Source organism: Microbulbifer maximicatervae (SeqCode), from assembly GCF_052467385.1.
Genome location: NZ_CP174311.1, coordinates 1,973,997 through 1,992,834, shown reverse-complemented (window position 1 = coordinate 1,992,834; position 18,838 = coordinate 1,973,997). Strand labels below are relative to the sequence as shown.

Here is an 18,838-nt window from a genome sequence, read left to right as displayed (position 1 = left end):
TTTACAAATCTGCGCCTCCTTTGAGCTAAGTAGAGATGAATTCTTTCACTGCATTTACAAAAACCTTAGAAGCCGGTTCACGCCCAAGCAAAAGGTGGCCATCGCTATTCAAACCCACGAACTTGCAATTTGGGATGCTTGCTGCAATATCAATCCCTTGCTGTATTGGTATTCTTTGATCACCCAGCGAGTGGATAACCAGTGTCGGTACAGTAACCATTTTAAGTTTATCGCGAACATCTATACTACCAAAAACTGAAAGAAATCGGGCTGCATTATTCGCTGATGTTGTAAGTCGCTGAAATTCGTCGAACCAATCTAACTCATCAGCTTTCGCGCTAGGCATAAAGGTGGACGAAAAGATGTGCCTGTATGCAGGGTTGTCTTGCCCCCAACCTGACTCTGTAAGTGTTATTATAGCTTCACGCTCTTTAATGATCTTATCAGTTGCCCCAGTCCGCCAACCTGCTGCATACCCTCCAAAAAGAATCAGCTTATTAACGCGCTCCGGATGGCGTACTGCATATTCAATAGAAACAGCTGCCCCTTGAGAAATCCCGAGTAAGGCGAACTTATCAACACCACTTGCTTCCACAACCGTCTCTAAATCAGTTACAAATGATTCAAATGAAATGGTATCCACATTCCAATCGGATAGACCATTTCCACGCTCATCATAGCGTATAAACTGGTGTTCAGCGGATAAAGCTTGGAACAAAGGGCTCCAAATTGGGGATTCCCAATCATACTCTAAGTGGCTTAACCAGTTCGCAGCTTTTATGATTGGAGTTCCCCTACCGATAGATGCGTAGGCAATTCGAGCACCATCTGATGCTTTACAAAATTTAATTTTCTGGCTCTTAATTAATGTACGCTCTAATGACTGCTTCTTAAATCCTTTTACATAAGTTATCGCAAAGTTATTCTTTGGTGCCCATGATATGCCAGCCCTTTTAAATCTTTCTAAAAGTTTTGGGCGAATACTATCAGCCTCCTCAATACGCCCTAACATTTCTAGCTTGTTTAGTAATTGAGTTGCTGCGTTAGGATTAAATGGCTCTAGCGTTTCCCAATCTCGCGCCCACTTTAATTGCTCTGGAGGCGGGCTGTTTTTATGGGATGACAAGCGCGATAAGGTTTGCCCTCGCAAGCGTCCCACCTCCTCCCTCTCTGCTGCTAACCACTGCTGAAAAAGCTCCTGATCAGGCAAATCTATACCGTCTAGGAAAGTCTCCTTTAGCTCATCATGAATTGACAGAAGCTCACTGTAAGATAACTCAGGAGCTTTAAGCTTTGAAGCTAGCTCCCTCACATCAATATGAATATCTTCCGTATCCATGCGAACCCTTTCTCGATCTGCATTTAAGCGCGCATTGTGCGGGTCATTCACAATAGGCCTGATCTTACTAAGAGACCACCTTAGCGATGCCCTAGGATCATCTGGCAGATCCCAGAAGAGCTCACACAAACGATCACGACGGTGTGGCCTTGAAGCCAATAACAAGAACGCGAGGATTGCTCGGGTTTTTTTGGAGCGAGGTAAACTTATCGCTGAACCATCATGGTAGACAGCCAACTCGCCAAACATTTGAATTGATATATTCACAACAACCTATTTACCAATTCTTGTACAAAGTCCTAAGGAGTCCCAAATTACCTCAGATCATCTTTGGGCTGAAGCGTAAAGCGCAACTCGCCACACCTAGCCTTAGCCCTTAAGAAGCGTCTATACAATCGTAGCAGCCATCAAAAAGACATATTTAATCCAAAGTAATTTTTTGACCCATTGGTTCTACTCGAATAGCTGACTACCCGTAATACCTATGAAAATATCCAGTTAGTGGCTTTCCTATTAGCCTGATATAAATATTTTGTACCACGAACTTGAGGAGCTCGGATGCTCCTGCCTGACCAAGAGCAGTCATCGTATGCTAGTAATAGATGGTACTAAAGTCACGTTAAAAAGGAAGAAACTACACATTGTCTATTTTTCATGCATTATTAGGCTTAAAGTATTATAGAAAGTCGAATATCTTGATTTTTATCTCCCTCTTACTACTCCGCGCATCAGACATGATCGATGATGTCTCAAAGAAAAGTTCTCAGAGTATTACTTTTTTGGCATCACTTACTTGATTGTTGTTAGATACAAAGAAACATTAATCAGGGGGCTCTGGATACGCCTAGACTTCCCGTCGGACCTCAAAGAATATCGGTGATAGGCTAAGCTTTAAAGGAAATAGCTTTTTAGTCATTGCAAGTGTTATTACGCTGGCCCTACGGCATCCTATGATCAATTCATAATCCGCAACAAGGCCTCCAAAAAACCTAATATTTTTAGAAAGCTTTCCTCAGGCTGCACCCGCTCTGAGAGGCACTTGCATCACCTGTCCCCTCCCAGAAAAGTGGCCCAAAGGCTAACCTAAAACTATCTATGCCCTACCAAGCCAACTCCAAATGTGACCAGTCGGCCAACAACCTCTCTATGTATCTTCAGCACCCAACATCTATATATGGCACTATCTACCTTGGCACTCGTGCCCAGACCAATCATTGAAAAGAACCTATGGAACTAGAGTACGACTGTAGCGACCAACTGTTTCCGGAAAATAAGTTAAGTTTTTCTTCCGCTTTTGCAGTCGGGACCCCATCATTGCGGTGGTGGGGGCGCTCCCAGTTATAGTAAGTCATTAGATAATGACTGATATCTCGGCGCGGCGGACCTCCAGAATGACTTTATACTACCGTTTTATGCCATACATGATCTTCCAGTGCTGCGCATCCTAACTGATCGTGGTACCGAGTATTGTGGCAAATTGGAACAGCACGATTATCAGTTATATCTAAGGAGCCTCTGAATAACTCCGTAATGCCTCTGCGGGTTTTGAAAGCTGCAGATGTAAGACGCAGCTTGCCGCGAATGGCCGTAGCCCTTTGCAAAAGCTGCAACGCAGCAGATGCGGCCTTCAAGACCCGCCCTTCGGGGCTTGCAGAGCGATTCACACTCCGCGTTGCGACTTCTTGAAAGGTCTAGACATTCCTGCGAAGCCGCGCCTTGATTGTGAACCGCTCCGCATGCCAGGGGTATCACGGAGTTATTCAGAGGCTCTCTAAGTGTGAACGAAATAGAACACACTAAGACAAAAGCCAGGCATCCACAAATAAATGGGATCTGTGAATGCCTCCATAAAACCATTTTACAAGCGTTCTACCAACCTTCATACGCCGCAAGATCTATGGATCAATAGAAGAGTTACAAAAGGATCTGGACGAAGGCTCACATATTACAATAATTGGAGAACCCATCAGGGTAAATAGCACCTCCTGAAAAACCGGTAACTGTCAGATCAAACCTGAGCTACTATAGTTGATGGGTAGGATCACTCGGACCCTTTTAGCTACCCGCAACTTTCTAATAGTGCTAGAAGATACCAGTCTCCCAAGCCACCAATAATAGTTCAATCTTGAGAACCTTAAACACCGACACATCAAGTTAATCGAGAATAGCCCTACATGCTCCTGTATCAGTGCGTACTTTACTCTTAGTGGTTCGCAAAGTACGCAGCTGCCTTCTTTAGACACTCGACCCCCTGACGCGCCTCCTGCAGTTCCTTCGTGAGCCTGCGGACTACTGCACTTTCCTACTTGGAGTAGTCGATACCATTTAATCTATTGAGCTGCTTATCTGAGAGACGATTAAATTGACCGCGCCAGCTATAGATCTGCTGTGCACTGACACCCAACTCGCGTGCCACAGAAGCCGTTGTCACTCCAGGCTTTTCCGCCCTTTTTACTGCCTCGATTCGGAATTCCTCTGTATACGCCTGAGTTCTTTTGTTTCCCATGGTACAAGGCCGAAACCTAACTATACAGGGTGTCTACTTAACCTGGGTAAGTCTTATATCGAGCGCCGCTGAACTTGACCTACTAGCTATTAGTTAAAAAGTCCGATTGATTAAAAGCATTTAAAAAATATGGAAGCAACGAATAAAGCTCAGGGAAGTGTACCAATGGAAGGACTGTTTCTGAGCCTCGGATTTGAATGGATTCCTTCTCCAGGTTATACATTTATAAAATTAAAATCAGAACCTAATGGCTTACAGCAACTGTGAGCATTCCCACCGGCACAATGGGGATATCTCGCCTAGAGATGGAAAATAAAATTAACATATTATCCGAAAATAGTTGTAATGCACATCATTTAATCCTTAGATATTAATGATCCTTGATTTTAGATAATAAGTGTGGCTGGGAAAGTAGGGTTCAGTTGGTAGAGTCAGCACCTCTCCCGACTAGAAGATGGGCACTGATGGGGGTGTTTTGAAGAATAACTACAGGGGTCGAATATCCTCAAGTAATTTACATCTGTGGACGATCTATTGAGACCGAAGAACACACAAAGCCTGGCTACTAGGAAAGACACAGTATAAACAGCCTGCACGCTAGATAACAACTAAAATATTTTTCAGAAAAAACTTGAAAGGAATTGTTTTGGATTAAAGATGTGAGCTTTCGAACCAGAAAGCCCTTATTCATGCAGAGAAATAAATACCGATCTCTGTGATCCAAAAGTCAGAAATAGAGAGAAAGAATGGTAATTGGTACATGCATACCCCCAAAGGGAAGTGACCTATCCATTCATGAAAAATGCAGACATAAATGATGACCACAAAGAAAATTAAAAATAAAATTAAGGCCCCTAGAAACACTATATTCACAAAAAAAGTTAGGGGGGACAACATTTCATCCATCGTCCGAACTCACACAGACAAAGTTGATGAACTTATACTAATGATCTGATCATTATTATTCACCCCAACACTCTACCTATGCCTTTATTCTTTTTCTAAAGTAGAAAGCATATCCATATCTCTTTGGTAAATACGGAAGTATTACCAGTCACAGATCGAAGACAATACGACCCCATGAAACTATGAATATTAAGCAAACACTACCGCCACACATAAAGCACCCAAAGAAATAACGACTTGCTTTATAAAAGACCACCTTCGCCCCCCACTAAACAAATACAATCGATTACACCCCAAAAAAAAAAGACCAATATTGATAGAACCAGAAACCCAAAAATATATAGTTAAAACACCAATAAGAAACAACACCTAAAATAAAACATAATTACAATAACTACTGATTTTCATCCCCCACACGGGGCCTTTCAGAGCAAGAAAAGGAAGGGGTAGACATGTTTAATATATTTAAATTAGTCAGGAAGGAACAACCATATGAGATAACACTGATACTGGCCAATAGATTCAAAATTCCTCTAAGCAACTGCATTAAAATTAATGATTATATTACCAAAAGATTACTTAATTTTGAAAAAAATACCTCAATCGCTAGCTTATTTAAGCTGCATTATAATGACACTAAGCACTCAAAGTTTCGCGAAGGATTCCGATGGAGATGGGCTCGAAGATCATGTTGAACAACTAATAGGGTTAAACCCAAATAATTCCGATTCTGATCAAGATGGCATTCTTGATCCAGATGAGTTTTATGAATTTAGAGATTTTATTGAGGTCGATACTGGTCGCACAATTAACCGGGATCATTTTCTAGTTAACCCATCTATCGATAGCGACGAAGACCAAATTACAGATTTCACTGAAGTCTACGGGTATTATAATGATGGAAACTTATTGAGAGGGGCACAAAGAGCTGTTCCGTCAGATATATGGCTAGATATGAGAGATAACTCCTCACATAATGTCATTTTAAACGGCATAACTATTCGAACTACAAGGTGGGCAATTAAAGCACTCGAAGCTGCTGGAAAGGTCACTACACAACAATTATCAAATCTCGATACAGGAGGCGAGCAAGACTTCAGAGTTCTCATCGTTGATGGGATGTACGATATTATCCGCTCCCATGTTATCAGTAAGTTAGATGGACTTGGTGTTGCCAACCCGGAAACACATCAGGTAATTACCGGGTCTCCCCGCGAAGATGGAACCATCGCATCCGTAATGGCGGCGATCATGATCAATAGTGATTCTTTTGGCCCCGCTAGAGAAATCTTCTTTACAGACCCTTTTAGATACAGCACAGATTTTGACCCTTATAGTGACCGAGAAGAGGCAATTGGTATTTTTGGAGCCTCCCAACCGGTCCATGGAGCATCACACCCACTAATTGGAGCAATGCCACAACTTGTAACAACACTCGAGGGCATAACCCTTTATGATATGACTACAATTGGTGAATCTAACGGCACCGAAGTCGGCGAGGAAATCGGTGAGTATCAGACAAAGGAAAATAGTCAAACCAAAGAAAAACTATGGTTTGTTACATTAAACTTTGAAGGCAATGCTGGTACCGATGGCCTAAGCATCGGAGTAAATACCGGTGGGGGTTACGGTCAAAGCACCGGATGGTCCTCTAGTGAGGCAATAGAGACGGGCTCAAGCACATTTGAGTCTTTAAGCAGTGAAACTTCTACTGAAGTTTCAAATAGCTGCTTTTCCTCAATGGCACTGACTTTAAAGGTAACAAATACTGGGTCAGACGCGGCCTCTCAAATATTTCCATTCTGGGATATATATTTTGGCGATCAATTATGGGGAACCGTTGACTATGAAGGCAATGGGTTCTCACTAGCTGCTGGTCAGAGTGAGAGACTAGTTGTACTTGGAAGGAGTGAAGAAGGGTCATGCTTAAGTGTGGAGGAAACAGATTACTTAGCGAATGGTGGTGCAGTTGGATTAGCCACAAATATTGCAAGTGCAAAAGTGACTCTCTTCAACAATGCTACAGGTCAACTCAATAACAATGCGGACTGGTCAGCCCTTATTAACTCATTCAATTCTGATCTCGCACGTATAAGTGTAAAAGGCGTGTCTGCGAACGGTAGTGACTTCAATCACAATATCTGGGTTCATGCCTATGATGAAGGTAGTTTATTACCAGACATGTCGGTAACCATTAAGGAAGCATTTGATATAGCCTATACCCAGCTAGACTGCAAGAACAGTGGCTATACAGATGCAGCCTTATGTTATCGTACTTCAGAAGGTGATTTTATTATTGGCGGCGACAATGATCGCGCATCCAGTTTTGAGTTCACATTTACAGATAGCAATTTTAACGTAATTAATGACCCAAATTTTGTAGAGCAACTAACCTCAAAAAATAACAGCTCTAATTTTTGGGATATACGATTGCCACCCAAAACAACTGTAACCATTACTCAACAAATCCCACTGTATCCAATAGTGAAAAACTATGATATTTTCCAGCTATATGGTGACAATGGAATTACTAATAATATAGAAGTGCACGCAGTCATTAATGATCATTTGGGAATAAAGAGTGTCGAGATATGCGATGGCAATCAATGTAACCCATTAAAACCCAAACTAGAATCCGGAGAACGAAGTAATAACTACTTCAAGTCTGTAAATAATATTTCCGATCTAGGTAACTTAACCCTGAAAGTAGAAAATACTTTAGGGAACATCTCAGAAACACCGGTTAGCCCCACGGCTGTAAAATATAGCAAAGAAACACAAAGAAGAATCACTTTTGCAGAAAACTATGCAATTAGCCTTAGTCAGCACCTTAAATACTATGAGGAAGAGATTAGCAGTACCGATAAAGATTACTATATAAGAATGGGATTAATATCAGATATTGACACCTTGCGAGAAAAAGTAGACGGCATCAATAATGATGCATTTTATCTTTCATCCGTATGTGATAATAACCTGAATACAATAACCCAGTGTTTCGACTCAATAGATAAATTCGATAAAACTTATCTGTCAGAAGAGCAAGTTCTTTTCAACTTGAACAAAATGCCAATTCGAAACCGATTACTAATGCCACGCGGTCAAACCCCTTCTTTTTCAGGTGATGTAGATTGTGCGATTCCCTCAAACTCCATCATTGTGGGAATGAAGGCCAAATCAGTAATTAGAGCTCCTGGTACGGATGCCAACCTCAAAATAGGTATATTTTCACGAGAAATCCTACCTACATATAAACCACAAGAGCCATTCTTTATTTTCAACTCAACTGTTGAATCATGTGATAAGTATAGCGGTAATGGCAATATGCATTTTTATGATTTTAATTTTGTAGATGGTGACAACACTAAAGCATATGCTTTCACCAATTTTGGCCTTGATGTTGATAATGGTCAAGTAAATAAACTTTGCGTGGGAAGGCACAAGGTAGACCTATCAAAAAAGGGACCTCTCACATCCACTGGAAGTCATTATAGTTCAATCTGTGGTAATAGTGATAGCTGGAGTGGCATCGAACGTAGAACGTCATCTACCCCAACAACTACGAGAGGACTGCCGTACCACTTAACTGCTGAAGCAGTACGTGCCACCGCAAAAAGTGCATCTTTTTATCGGGTTCAAATGTCTGAAATTGTTTTTGCCCAGCCCTACACTAGCGGGTTAACCAATGGTTACAGGTATCGAATTAAAAATGTTGAAACGGGAAATTATTTAGACAAGAGATCAGGAGACAATGATATTGTCGATATATCGCCGCGCAATGATGATGATCTTTCACAAATATGGATACTCGATGCCGTCAACCCACTCGAGTTTCGAATAATTTCTGCTAGCCAGAATACAATCCTTACTCAACCTAACTCATTAACGGAGAAATTTTTTACTAGGGCTATTCCCAACAATGACCAAGAGCTTGAATCAAATTATTCTCAACACTTTAGGCTCGAGTCACTTAGCGGGGGAGCAAATACTATTAAGTCTGTCTATATGAACAACAAATATATGTCAGCTGCTGGGAATCTATCAAATGCTTCAACAAGCACTAAATGGCTTTTTGAACGGGTAACTGATTAAATATTCTTATACCTCATTAAGCGCTTATGAGTTCGTTAACAAGAGGTTTCATAAGCGCATCTTAAAAAGGTGCTAGCAGCAAACTGATCTGACGAATTTGAATTCCCGATATAGTAACTAGCAACAGTTCTCTTGAGGCAGGGGCTAGTGATACAACCAGCCAGCACTATGGTGATACTATTGATTTATTTTTAACTGTGTAACTAATTGCTTTCCAACACTCAACACCTAAGTGTCTCATGAGTAAAATAATGACTGAAAACACCCTTAGTTGACTCACCCAGATGCCTATCAACATAATAGGCGGTTTTGGCTGAGCGCACCCCCCCTCTGTTCGAGGTTTTGACAACAACCACAGCGGTAATAACTCCACTCACCTTAAAGGGCAACATAGTAGAGTTGAAATAAGTGGTCTCTACTGTCAAACCGGATAATTTAAAAGTCAACTTGTTAATACAGGGCCAACCCATCTAACACAGATCGATAACCGGATTTTGGCTCAGTATGCACCCGCAATATCGTCAATACCCATGAGGAAACTGTGGATCTATATTTCTGCAGATTTTGCGCTATAGGGTACTAAGCTGCTTATGAAGTCGAGATAGGTCGGCACACACATCCTCTGGATTGGAAGTCCGCAGTTATCCATCTCAAAGAAATTGCGCTTCACGCTGCCCCAAAAAGCACTAAGCGTCAATATGGAAGGCCAGAGGGTCCCTCTGATCTTATATCTCAGAGGAACAGTGGATGTTAAATTCTGGTTGTTCGTGTAGTATTCATCGAGTTGAAGGTATTTTCCGTAGCGACTGCAGGAGAATATCTTACATCACGTTGATTCGCATCAAGTAAAAACTGGGGTAGGATTCATCGACAGACTTCGAGGCGGTTGCCGCTGGTCTAAAAAATAGCTCCGGGAATAAGCCACTCTCTGCTGAGAATTGAGGCAGCAATTACCCACAGACTAGCAAGTCCAAGAGCAGTACACTAGCCAAACTTTTATATTCTGTTTGGAAATCCGTACGGGATTCATAAATTAACTTATACAACGAATATACTAAAGCGCCACAACAGCATGATCGGATAAACTAAAAACACATAAATTTCAACCACCTAATGAACCTTCAATGCAGGGAATATATCGAAAAGTCGATAATTTTATCCAAAACTGGAAGCCGATCTTATACCGACTTATAATCGAGCGTAGAAAGCAGCTTACCGACTTCCAGCAATATATTAGCATGATTGATTAAATCTAATCATCAATCTCTACTTTATATACATTTCGTACCTAATGATATACTTCATAGCAAACTAATATGTCTAACCTCAACAATCTGAGAACCCTCATATTCAGCATCAATACTTATACGATCTCCGTGCTTCACACTAAGGCCTTTTATTTTCTTCTTATCTAAGAAAAAATAGTTTCCAGAAACCTCATCTTTAATCAAAAAAAGATGCTCAACCTTACTAAAGCTTTTATCTTCTACAGTGACTTCCTCTAGCTTTCCGACTATAAAATCTTCAGCCGCGACACTCACCGACAAAAAAATTGAAATCGCCATCAGTAGTATTCTAAACATAATTTACACCAAAAAAGATCTGTATTTAAAAATTAATTACTATATTTTACAGTAAATTTTGCAAACTTTCTCATAGAGTCCACCGATTCAAATTTAATAGACAGGCCATTCCTGGAGTCTGTGAAAGACTCACCGACCTTTACAATCGCCACATCATTATATGCCCCACCATCAGCATAGCTGATAAATAACTCATCCTCAATTTGGTAGGGATTCATTATGGGGTGGGAAGCATGATAGTTAACATAATAATATTCTTTTCCATGACTATGACCTTCACCTCCTATTTTTACTTGCTGAGGAAGATTTTTTGAAAGCTCTCCGGGACCAAGATAAATTGACTGAATTTCTATTTCTTGTAATCCACCCAGATATGGTGTGACTACCTTTGTATACTCAGGGAATTGCTCATACCACCCTAAAAATTCACGCTGGCCACTCCCAAATAGGTTAGACCACCCTAAGCCCATTATTCCTCTTCCCCCATAATAACTTTCAAGATTTCCATCGTTATTCTCATCAAAATTTGCATGGCCTAGTCCAAAGTTATGACCCACCTCATGCTTAATAGTGGCTAAGGCTGCAACTGGCCCGCCCTCTAACCCTACAAACGACCAGTTCCCCCAAGTTGCGGCCACTCCAGCCGCACCAAATATAGATATCGGATAAAGATATACTCGATGGTCCCATTTTGTTAAATCCAGAGGTTCATTATTTTCATCTAATAAATTTTCTCTGGCCCATTCGTCAGCTTCATCTCGAAAGGTCATACCTTTATCTGTATATCGACCACCAAGGTGTTGTCTATCGAGTAACTCCTGGTAGCTGAGCATGTCGCCATTTATTTCATCGGGCACATTGTAGATTACACAATCAATTGATGAGTTTTCCTGGCCAGAGGTTCCATAGCAATAATTATCTAGAGAGCTATCATTAACACGATGCCGTACAAAATTATGCTGACCTAAAGAGTTATAATAATACACTCTATTCATTGAATTTGGGTTATTAAAAACACTATTAGCCAAATCAGATATACCGAGACTATCTAAGGATGAATTGCCATCGAACTCCATGTAAACAAATACAATACTACTTTCCTTTACCTTTATCGTATTAATAGAAAGCAATACTACCTGAGAAGTATTATCGCTTAATGACAGACTTATCGTTTCAGTAGCTGACTCTCCTGAGGCAATATTTTCAACTCCATCATTAAGGCGGTACTCCCAGTCACCATTCTTATCTACACTAAATTCACCATATTCACCATCAATGGTATCTTCAGTAAATGTTGGGGCATTTCCGTCGACATCAGTAATAGTTACTGTTCCAGATAAGTACTCTGTATCGCCAACGACTAATGTACCAATTGGAGACTCTACGTTAAATTCGTATGGATCATCAAAACCTACAATAGTAATCGTAATAGGTGTTGTTTCACTACTTGAGTCAATACCTATAACAAAATTATCTCTGACAACTTCCTCTCCCTTAATTGGATCTGATAGAGCCTCATCAAGTACATACACCCAACTCCCATCTATACTTACTTCAATCTCCCCATATGCTCCCTGAAAACTGCCTTGAGCGAATTGAAGGCCGCTATTTGTATCACTGATGAGCTTTCCAGATATTTTCTCTTCGATATTTTCTGAAATTCTACCGGTTCCACCTGTTATTTGATACGAACCTCCGCCTCCAGAGTTACTACCACCTCCTGAGTTATTGCCACCTCCTGAGTTATTGCCACTTCCTGAGTTATTGCCACCTCCTGAGTTATTGCCACCTCCTGCGCTATCGCCACTTCCAGCAGAACTTTCATCGGTAGCTTGGCCTGAGCTTCCCCCACCACCTCCACATGAGGCTATAAGAACAGACAACAAAATGCTAACGGCAATCTCTCGTATATTTTTCACATATTCTCCAAAGTACTATCTCTAGGATTGTTTGGCTTTGTCCTACATTATTTTCTATAAACATAAACCTATCAGTAAGTAAATACTGCGGGTGTCATAGAAATAAAAACTTCAGATAGAACAATTAACCATCTATATACAACCCTTATATTGCGTATACAACCACTCATTCGACGTATATTGATTAAATGCTTATACCTGATGTCAAATGGTGAAGGCGTCATTATTTTACATAACCCATTATTTTCATTATTTTTTGGTCTGATAATTTTAGGAATTGGTCTTTATTAACGGGTATTTGGTATTTTTTCTTACTTTTGTGAACTTTATTCAGTTATCGACACCCTCGCCGGAATCCAACACCCCCTCATATATTCGAACTTATTCGATTATATATTCCACAACCGCCACACAATAAGTTTATCGACTCATGTTATTTAACCAGGGAATACTCCAGCTTATTTACATTGGTCTACTTTTCCACATTTTTATTTACATAACCACCATCTAGACAATATGGAAGAATCTTTACACGATGATTAATTTTTATTCCAAGGAATAACTACGATTCTTTATTCCACAAGTGGATCACCATGTGGCCTGGCAAATAATTCATTTGACGGCCATCCTCTTTTACTCGCTCCTGATCTACTGTTCAAAAGATCCATTACAAATTGATCCTGCTCGGCCATCACCTTATTAAAACCGGCATCCTTTGGGAAATATTTTCGCTCCAAGCCGTTTGTATTCTCACTGATTCTTCTCTACCAAGATAAATATGGGTGAACAAAGTAAAATATCTACTTCTAAGCAATCTACAATTGTTTCTTGTTCAGCGAATTCGAGACTACTATCAAAGGTAATCGTTTTGATTTTATCTTCGAAACTTACCTTGCGACTAATCGCTGCTTCAGCCAGCAAGTCTGATTGTTTACATATCAATGTAACAATAACAGTAAATAGTGTCTTGCGTTCAGGCATAGTCAGTAATTAACCGCGTCGATCACACCTATCGTAGCACTTGCCATGGGGCTTTGATGCAATCCTAAGGTGCTTGTATTAGCTTCATAATTTTCCGATCTAAATAAATTTGTTGGTAGATCATCTCACCGTGTAACGACAACCCCGTACACCTCTTCATATAGCTTACGACTTGCTGTGGTCTGAGTTAGGGCCTCTATTTGTTTCCACATGCCATCAGTCACCCTCTGTGCTTTATACACTTGCTAGCGTCTTAGCGCTGCAAGCTTATGTTCTTGTCCCGGGCGATATCCTAAGTATTACACTGCAGCTTTTAGTCGATCATTGCGAGATACCTCTCTAACGGTTTTGCTATTGTTTTCTAAGAATGCATGGATGTTCTAAAACTGTAAATCTGGCATCGTTCGATCTCGCTCCGTTGGTAGCAGCTCATCATTTTCTTTCACTTGATTGAGATAGATTCCGGCTCTACCAACTGAGCCCACTCTTACCAATTACTCTTATTATCCGAAACCAACAATTTGTGTCATTGCAGGTATCAATTTAATTAAAGCAAAACAGTTTAATGGTTTCAAAACTTAGGGCGGGATCCTGTGGCGTACTGGGTATGCTTGATACGGCAGGTTCCTCTTTGTGATTACTAGAGTCAACACCAGAATGGATTGCGGGGGTATAGTGCTGGAGTCTCTTGGCTTTTAAATGTAGCTTATGAAGTGACCCACTAACCCCGGATACCATAATGACTTTATGCTTTCGGGCATTTTCATAGGTTGTAGAGTCCAAATGCGATAGGCCCGGATTTTGGTTGGCATTTCAGCGTATCGGGTGAACGCCTGGCGAGAACTCTTTATAGAAATATTAAAGGGGAGCTAGCGAAGGCAGACTCAAGGCCAGTCCACCACTTCAGCGACGCGGCTGTTGAGCGAAAAAATGAGGATGTGATTTTTTAGAGGTACCCTCGAGTATAAACAGCACGGCGGAGGGGATGTGCATATGGGATTGCTCCTATACCTTTCTGAAAACTGTAAGTATTAAGAATACCAGTAACCTGTTAATAATCATACAACTGTCTGTCGCATGCTAATCCCCCCCGCTTTAATGTGAGGGGGTATTAGAGTCGCGAGCAAAAATAATTAGTAAGTATAGATCTCTATCGCTGAGGATCCATCCGGGTCTACTGGGTATTCATATGCGCTAACAGCCAGCGTTTGCCCATCGCCACTGAGGCTGATAGTCGTTCCGAAAGAGTCACCCTGCTCAGTATTGCTACTCTTGAGATAAGCCTGCTGCTGCCAGGTATTGGCCTGCCGTGCAAACATGTAAGCTGCACCAGAGCTTATAGCACCATTATTGTGTTGATCACCATTGATACCTTGGGCACTGCTGCCCTCAAAAATAGCGCCAACAGCCAGAGTTTGGCCATCGGCACTGAGACTGATAGGGAACCCGAAATGATCACCCTGTTCAGTATTGCTGCCCTTGAGATAGGCTTGCTGCTGCCAGATATTGGCCTCTCGAACAAACACGTAAGCTGCGCCAGAGCTTATAGCATCATTGCTGTGTTGATTACCATTGATACCTTGGGCGCTGCTGTCCTCAAGATCAGCACCGACAGCCAGAGTTTGGCCATCGGCACTGAGGCTGATAGCCATTCCGAAAAAGTCATCCTGTTCAGTATTGCTGCCCTTGATATAGGCTTGCTGCTGCCAGATATTGGCCTCTCGTACAAATACGTAAGCTGCCCCAGCAAATGGGGCATCATTGTTGTGTTGATCGCCATTGATACCCTGGGCGCTGCTGTTCTCAGAAACAGCACCAACAGCCAGGGTTTGGCCATCGGCACTGAGGCTGATAGAGCTCCCGAATTCATCACGCTCTTCAGTATTGCTGCCCTTAAGATAGGCTTGCTGCTGCCAGATATTGGCCTCTCGTACAAATACGTAAGCTGCCCCAGCAATTGGGGCATCATTGTTATGTTGATCGCCATTGATACCTTGGGCGCTGCTGCTCTCAGAAACAGCACCAACAGCCAGAGTTTGGCCATCGGCACTGAGACTGATAGAGCTCCCGAAAGCGTCACCCTCTTCAGTATTACTACCCTTGAGATAGGCTTGCTGTTGCCAGGTATTGGCTTCTCGTACAAACACGTAAGCCGCCCCAGCAATTGGGGCATCATTGTTGTGTTGATCGCCATTGATACCTTGGGCGCTGCTACCCTCAAAATGAGCACCAACAGCCAGAGTTTGACCATCGGCACTGAGACTGATAGAGCTCCCGAATTCGTCACCCTCTTCAGTATTATTGCCTTTGAGATTGGCATCCTGCACCCACACTCCCCCCTCTCTGATAAACAGGAAGACTGCATTTTCACTGTGATTAGCTACGGCTAGGGTGTGGCCATCACCACTGAGGCTGACAGAGAAGAGCTCTTCGGTATCATCGATCTTGAGGTAGCCAATGGCAGCGACCAATGCGTCGCTCACTGAGATAAGGTCTGAGTCACTGCACTGCTCCAATTCACCCTCCCCGTTACAAGCTTGTAGTAGGTACTGAGCATTTGCCCGCGCGTAGAGCGGCACTTCTAGCGTTATGGTTTCACTCCCCTGGGGAATATGCTCTGCGACAGGAGTAAACCCAGATAGCCCATCTGAGTTTTCCAGTAAATGGTAATGACTGGCGTTGCCGGTATCGGTCCAACTAAAGCGGAACAACTTAACGGGCTCAAAGCTTAGGGTGAAATCCTGTGGTGGATTAGGAATATCGGGTGTCTCTTCTACGGCAGGTGTCTCTTCTACGGCAGGTGTCTCTTCGTTGTTACTCTCGTTGCTACCGGACCCTCCACTGCTGCAAGCAGTAAGGAGGGAGAGGATAGTTATTATAAAGATGGCTTTAATGGACTGCGGGGGCATGGTGATAGGATCTCTACGCTTTTTAATACAACAGCTCAATTATTCATATCGCCCGTGCTGTTTCTTTAGGATTTGGGCATTTTTTATAGGTCACAGAGTCACAAAACTAATAAGACGGCACTGAGCAGTGGGGTCTTAGGTTCAATGTACCTGTCAAGATGATGATCCGAGGAGTTGGGTGCACACAGGCGCAATTCCCAGTCCGGGTATTGCTTACGGAAAACCAGCAGAACAGGTACAGGGCAGCAATTGTGGCAATGAGAGTGGAGTAGTGAACCCAGGCTGATTCTGCCCCACCGGGTAGAAAGTGTTTTTCTTCAACGCTGCGACGGCGATATAAAATTAGCGCATAAAAAATGACTGTCGCAATCACAAAGATGCGGGACCAACGGGTTTATTGTTCGTCAGATCCCACCTGGGCCACAAGACAGCACACCGCTGAATCAGCATAATCACAGTAAACAGACAGTGCTGCTGATGCGGCATTTTGTCAAACGGCTGACTGACTGTTGGAAATATGGTAGTAAGCATCAGTTGGATTAGTTCAGACCAAATCTGAACTACTACAGTTTAGTCGTCAGTGGGATCGATAGTTATCTTCTTACAGAGTTTTTTCCATATTGCCTGCATGTTAATTACGCTAAAGAAGTTATGAAACAGTTTCTAGGGGAAAGGAGCATCTGCGATATTTCATCTACAGATGCCTACCCCCTTAATTATTAGAGTCAATATTAGCTAAAATGAAAATTTCAAAGCTTAGGTATCAGCTATTACCTTCTAAATTTATGCACCTAAAAAATTTAGCAGCATATCCCCTCTTGTCCGATAATGATCTTCGTTCGCACCCTTTCCTGTATGCAGCACCCTAATATCATCCAATATTTTTTTCTTGTGCTTCACCACCGAGCCTACTATAGAAATCTTTCACCTCATGTGCGCAGTTTTCACCAAGCTTCCCTTTGTCCAGTAAAACTGCATTGAAGTGTATCAGAGATTCCTTTTCTTTATAGCTCATTTCTCCGCACAACTTATCTGCCAATGCACCCAAGTTATTACTTCGAAGGTTTACCAACAGCTTCAACTGCCGATCAGGAAATAATTGTTTGAAAATATTATGTTGCTGTTCAGGTTTCAGCTGGGTAGATAAAATTGCAGCGAGCGCAAGGTTTTGCTTATGGATCATCACAGACATCAGTGCTACTGAGCCATCAAAAAGATATGATACGAGCCCAAAGAATAGATTGTTATCGGATTTAATCCTATGAATAAAGCATGTATAGTTCCGTCTCAGGTACTTTCCATCGGTTGCGTTTAGATATCCATCAAAAATTTGACTGTTGTTCAAATTTTGACAAAGCTTGTCCGCGAGCTTATCCATTCCTGGGTCCCGACAGCCTCCAAGTAACTTCATTTGCTGGCCTGGATCTAGCTGTTCAATCATGCCATTCTGTTGATCGGAACTCACATGTGTAAGTAATAAGGCTGCACGGTGAGGACTTTTGTAAATTAATGTGGACATAACCGTAGGTTTTATGTCCCCTAGGCTTAGTGACTTAGTCTTTATTTGATTCGGACGGACGGCTTTGGGGCGTGATCAGTTTGTTTTCTGCCACAGAATCTAGTAAAAATTCGGGCACAGAGATCGGTCCTGCGCACTTCGATTAATCTTTTTCGACATGTATTACGCTCAGCGGATCGCTTGCCTTGTGTGTTATTTTTATGCTGAGGCGCTCCACTTGTTGCTCTTGTGCTACCGACTGAATTTACACCCATTGTTTTCACTTCTTCTTATGATGCTAATAATTTCTATATTTTATCTTGAGGAACCTCTAAATGCTTTATTTTATGGGCTTTAGTTTTTAACTCCTTGGTTTCAGATAATAATCCACCATATCCTTACCCCCCAATAAGCATGATCGTTATTGTAAAATACGGGGCACTCGTCCAGATACATCTGAAGACCCCCAACAAATCCATAGATAATCACCAAATAATGAAAACAGGCAGAATTCCTATAAACTAGTTATACCATAACGCATATAGTTATTATTTTGTTTCAGATGTCCGCTTTTAAGTGTCCCCCATCTCATTCATGTTCAATATTGCTCATATTCATATCCCCCTAATTTACTTCGATACCTCGCTTCCTAGACAGTTAGGATGTGCATCAATAGAATATTAGTTATTGGATGCAATAGTAATACAGGGTCCTTCAGAAGTTCCTCCACAGTAATGTGGTATTTTGATTGAATACATCCGATCATGAGGCAACTGCGCATAACTATTAATTAGGTTTCCTTAGCAATCCGGCATAATGAAGTATCCTATGGGCCTAGATAGCCTGGGTGCTGGGTACCGATGTCATCACAAGCTTCGTCATGCTGCTTTCGCGCTAAAGCCTGGATTTGCAATTAAGGTAAGATGAGCCTCTCCTTTACCACCTTTGCCTCAAGCTAATCGAAATTTGAAGCTCCTCAGGTCAAGCAGCCACAACCAGGTGCACTGTTATGCCCTAGACCCCATAATCGACTCAATGATATGAGCGCTAGTTTCTAAATCTTGGACATAAGTTGAAGACAGCCCAATAACGGGAAATAAACTTA

At 41.8% G+C, this 18,838-nt stretch carries 8 protein-coding genes and 2 pseudogenes; 3 read left to right on the top strand and 7 right to left on the bottom strand.

Annotated features, from left to right (window positions below; translation table 11 throughout):
* Positions 1–25: 25 nt before the first annotated feature.
* Complete coding sequence (locus tag ACJJIR_RS08535) at positions 26–1,339, bottom strand: alpha/beta fold hydrolase (protein ID WP_444908019.1); 1,314 nt, start codon at positions 1,337–1,339, stop codon at positions 26–28.
* A 1,375-nt stretch (positions 1,340–2,714) separates the two neighbouring features.
* Here ACJJIR_RS08535 and ACJJIR_RS08530 point away from each other — a divergent pair.
* Together ACJJIR_RS08530 and ACJJIR_RS08525 are read left to right on the top strand one after the other, a co-directional pair.
* Positions 2,715–2,846: pseudogene (locus tag ACJJIR_RS08530) on the top strand (IS481 family transposase); the annotation flags it as partial.
* A gap of 264 nt (positions 2,847–3,110) precedes the next feature.
* Positions 3,111–3,315, top strand: a pseudogene (locus ACJJIR_RS08525) (integrase core domain-containing protein); the annotation flags it as partial.
* A gap of 326 nt (positions 3,316–3,641) precedes the next feature.
* On the opposite strand, the gene ACJJIR_RS08520 reads toward ACJJIR_RS08525, so the two are convergent.
* Entirely contained in the window at positions 3,642–3,845 is a 204-nt protein-coding gene (locus ACJJIR_RS08520; protein WP_444897020.1) for a transposase, read from the bottom strand.
* A 1,536-nt stretch (positions 3,846–5,381) separates the two neighbouring features.
* On the opposite strand from ACJJIR_RS08520, the gene ACJJIR_RS08515 reads away from it, so the two are divergent.
* Positions 5,382–8,843, top strand: coding sequence for a hypothetical protein (locus ACJJIR_RS08515; protein ID WP_444908018.1), 3,462 nt, complete (start codon positions 5,382–5,384; stop codon positions 8,841–8,843).
* A 1,301-nt stretch (positions 8,844–10,144) separates the two neighbouring features.
* Here the strand turns inward: ACJJIR_RS08515 and ACJJIR_RS08510 are convergent.
* The 5 genes from ACJJIR_RS08510 to ACJJIR_RS08490 all read right to left on the bottom strand — a co-directional run bounded on the left by ACJJIR_RS08510 (position 10,145) and on the right by ACJJIR_RS08490 (position 17,676).
* Positions 10,145–10,426 carry a hypothetical protein gene (locus ACJJIR_RS08510; protein ID WP_444908017.1) on the bottom strand — a complete coding sequence of 94 codons (282 nt, stop codon included), beginning with the start codon at positions 10,424–10,426 and terminating at the stop codon, positions 10,145–10,147.
* A 32-nt stretch (positions 10,427–10,458) separates the two neighbouring features.
* The gene (locus tag ACJJIR_RS08505; RefSeq protein ID WP_444908016.1) at positions 10,459–12,345 is read right to left on the bottom strand and encodes a VCBS domain-containing protein; all 1,887 of its coding nucleotides are present in this window, start codon (positions 12,343–12,345) and stop codon (positions 10,459–10,461) included.
* 750 nt (positions 12,346–13,095) lie between these two features.
* Entirely contained in the window at positions 13,096–13,326 is a 231-nt protein-coding gene (locus ACJJIR_RS08500; protein WP_444897016.1) for a hypothetical protein, read from the bottom strand.
* Between the two features lie 1,133 nt (positions 13,327–14,459).
* Positions 14,460–16,235: an FG-GAP repeat protein gene (locus tag ACJJIR_RS08495; protein ID WP_444897015.1), complete on the bottom strand. Its 1,776-nt coding sequence runs from the start codon at positions 16,233–16,235 to the stop codon at positions 14,460–14,462.
* A gap of 871 nt (positions 16,236–17,106) precedes the next feature.
* Positions 17,107–17,676 (bottom strand): hypothetical protein, encoded by a 570-nt coding sequence (locus ACJJIR_RS08490; RefSeq protein WP_444897014.1) that lies wholly within the window; start codon positions 17,674–17,676, stop codon positions 17,107–17,109.
* Positions 17,677–18,838 lie beyond the last annotated feature (1,162 nt).

What these genes read in the sequence shown, in the direction of transcription:
- ACJJIR_RS08535 (WP_444908019.1), bottom strand. Translation starts at nt 1,339, where the DNA reads ATGGATACGGAAGATATTCATATTGATGTGAGGGAGCTAGCTTCAAAG.
- ACJJIR_RS08520 (WP_444897020.1), bottom strand. Translation starts at nt 3,845, where the DNA reads ATGGGAAACAAAAGAACTCAGGCGTATACAGAGGAATTCCGAATCGAG.
- ACJJIR_RS08515 (WP_444908018.1), top strand. Translation starts at nt 5,382, where the DNA reads ATGACACTAAGCACTCAAAGTTTCGCGAAGGATTCCGATGGAGATGGG.
- ACJJIR_RS08510 (WP_444908017.1), bottom strand. Translation starts at nt 10,426, where the DNA reads ATGTTTAGAATACTACTGATGGCGATTTCAATTTTTTTGTCGGTGAGT.
- ACJJIR_RS08500 (WP_444897016.1), bottom strand. Translation starts at nt 13,326, where the DNA reads ATGCCTGAACGCAAGACACTATTTACTGTTATTGTTACATTGATATGT.
- ACJJIR_RS08495 (WP_444897015.1), bottom strand. Translation starts at nt 16,235, where the DNA reads ATGCCCCCGCAGTCCATTAAAGCCATCTTTATAATAACTATCCTCTCC.
- ACJJIR_RS08490 (WP_444897014.1), bottom strand. Translation starts at nt 17,676, where the DNA reads ATGATTGAACAGCTAGATCCAGGCCAGCAAATGAAGTTACTTGGAGGC.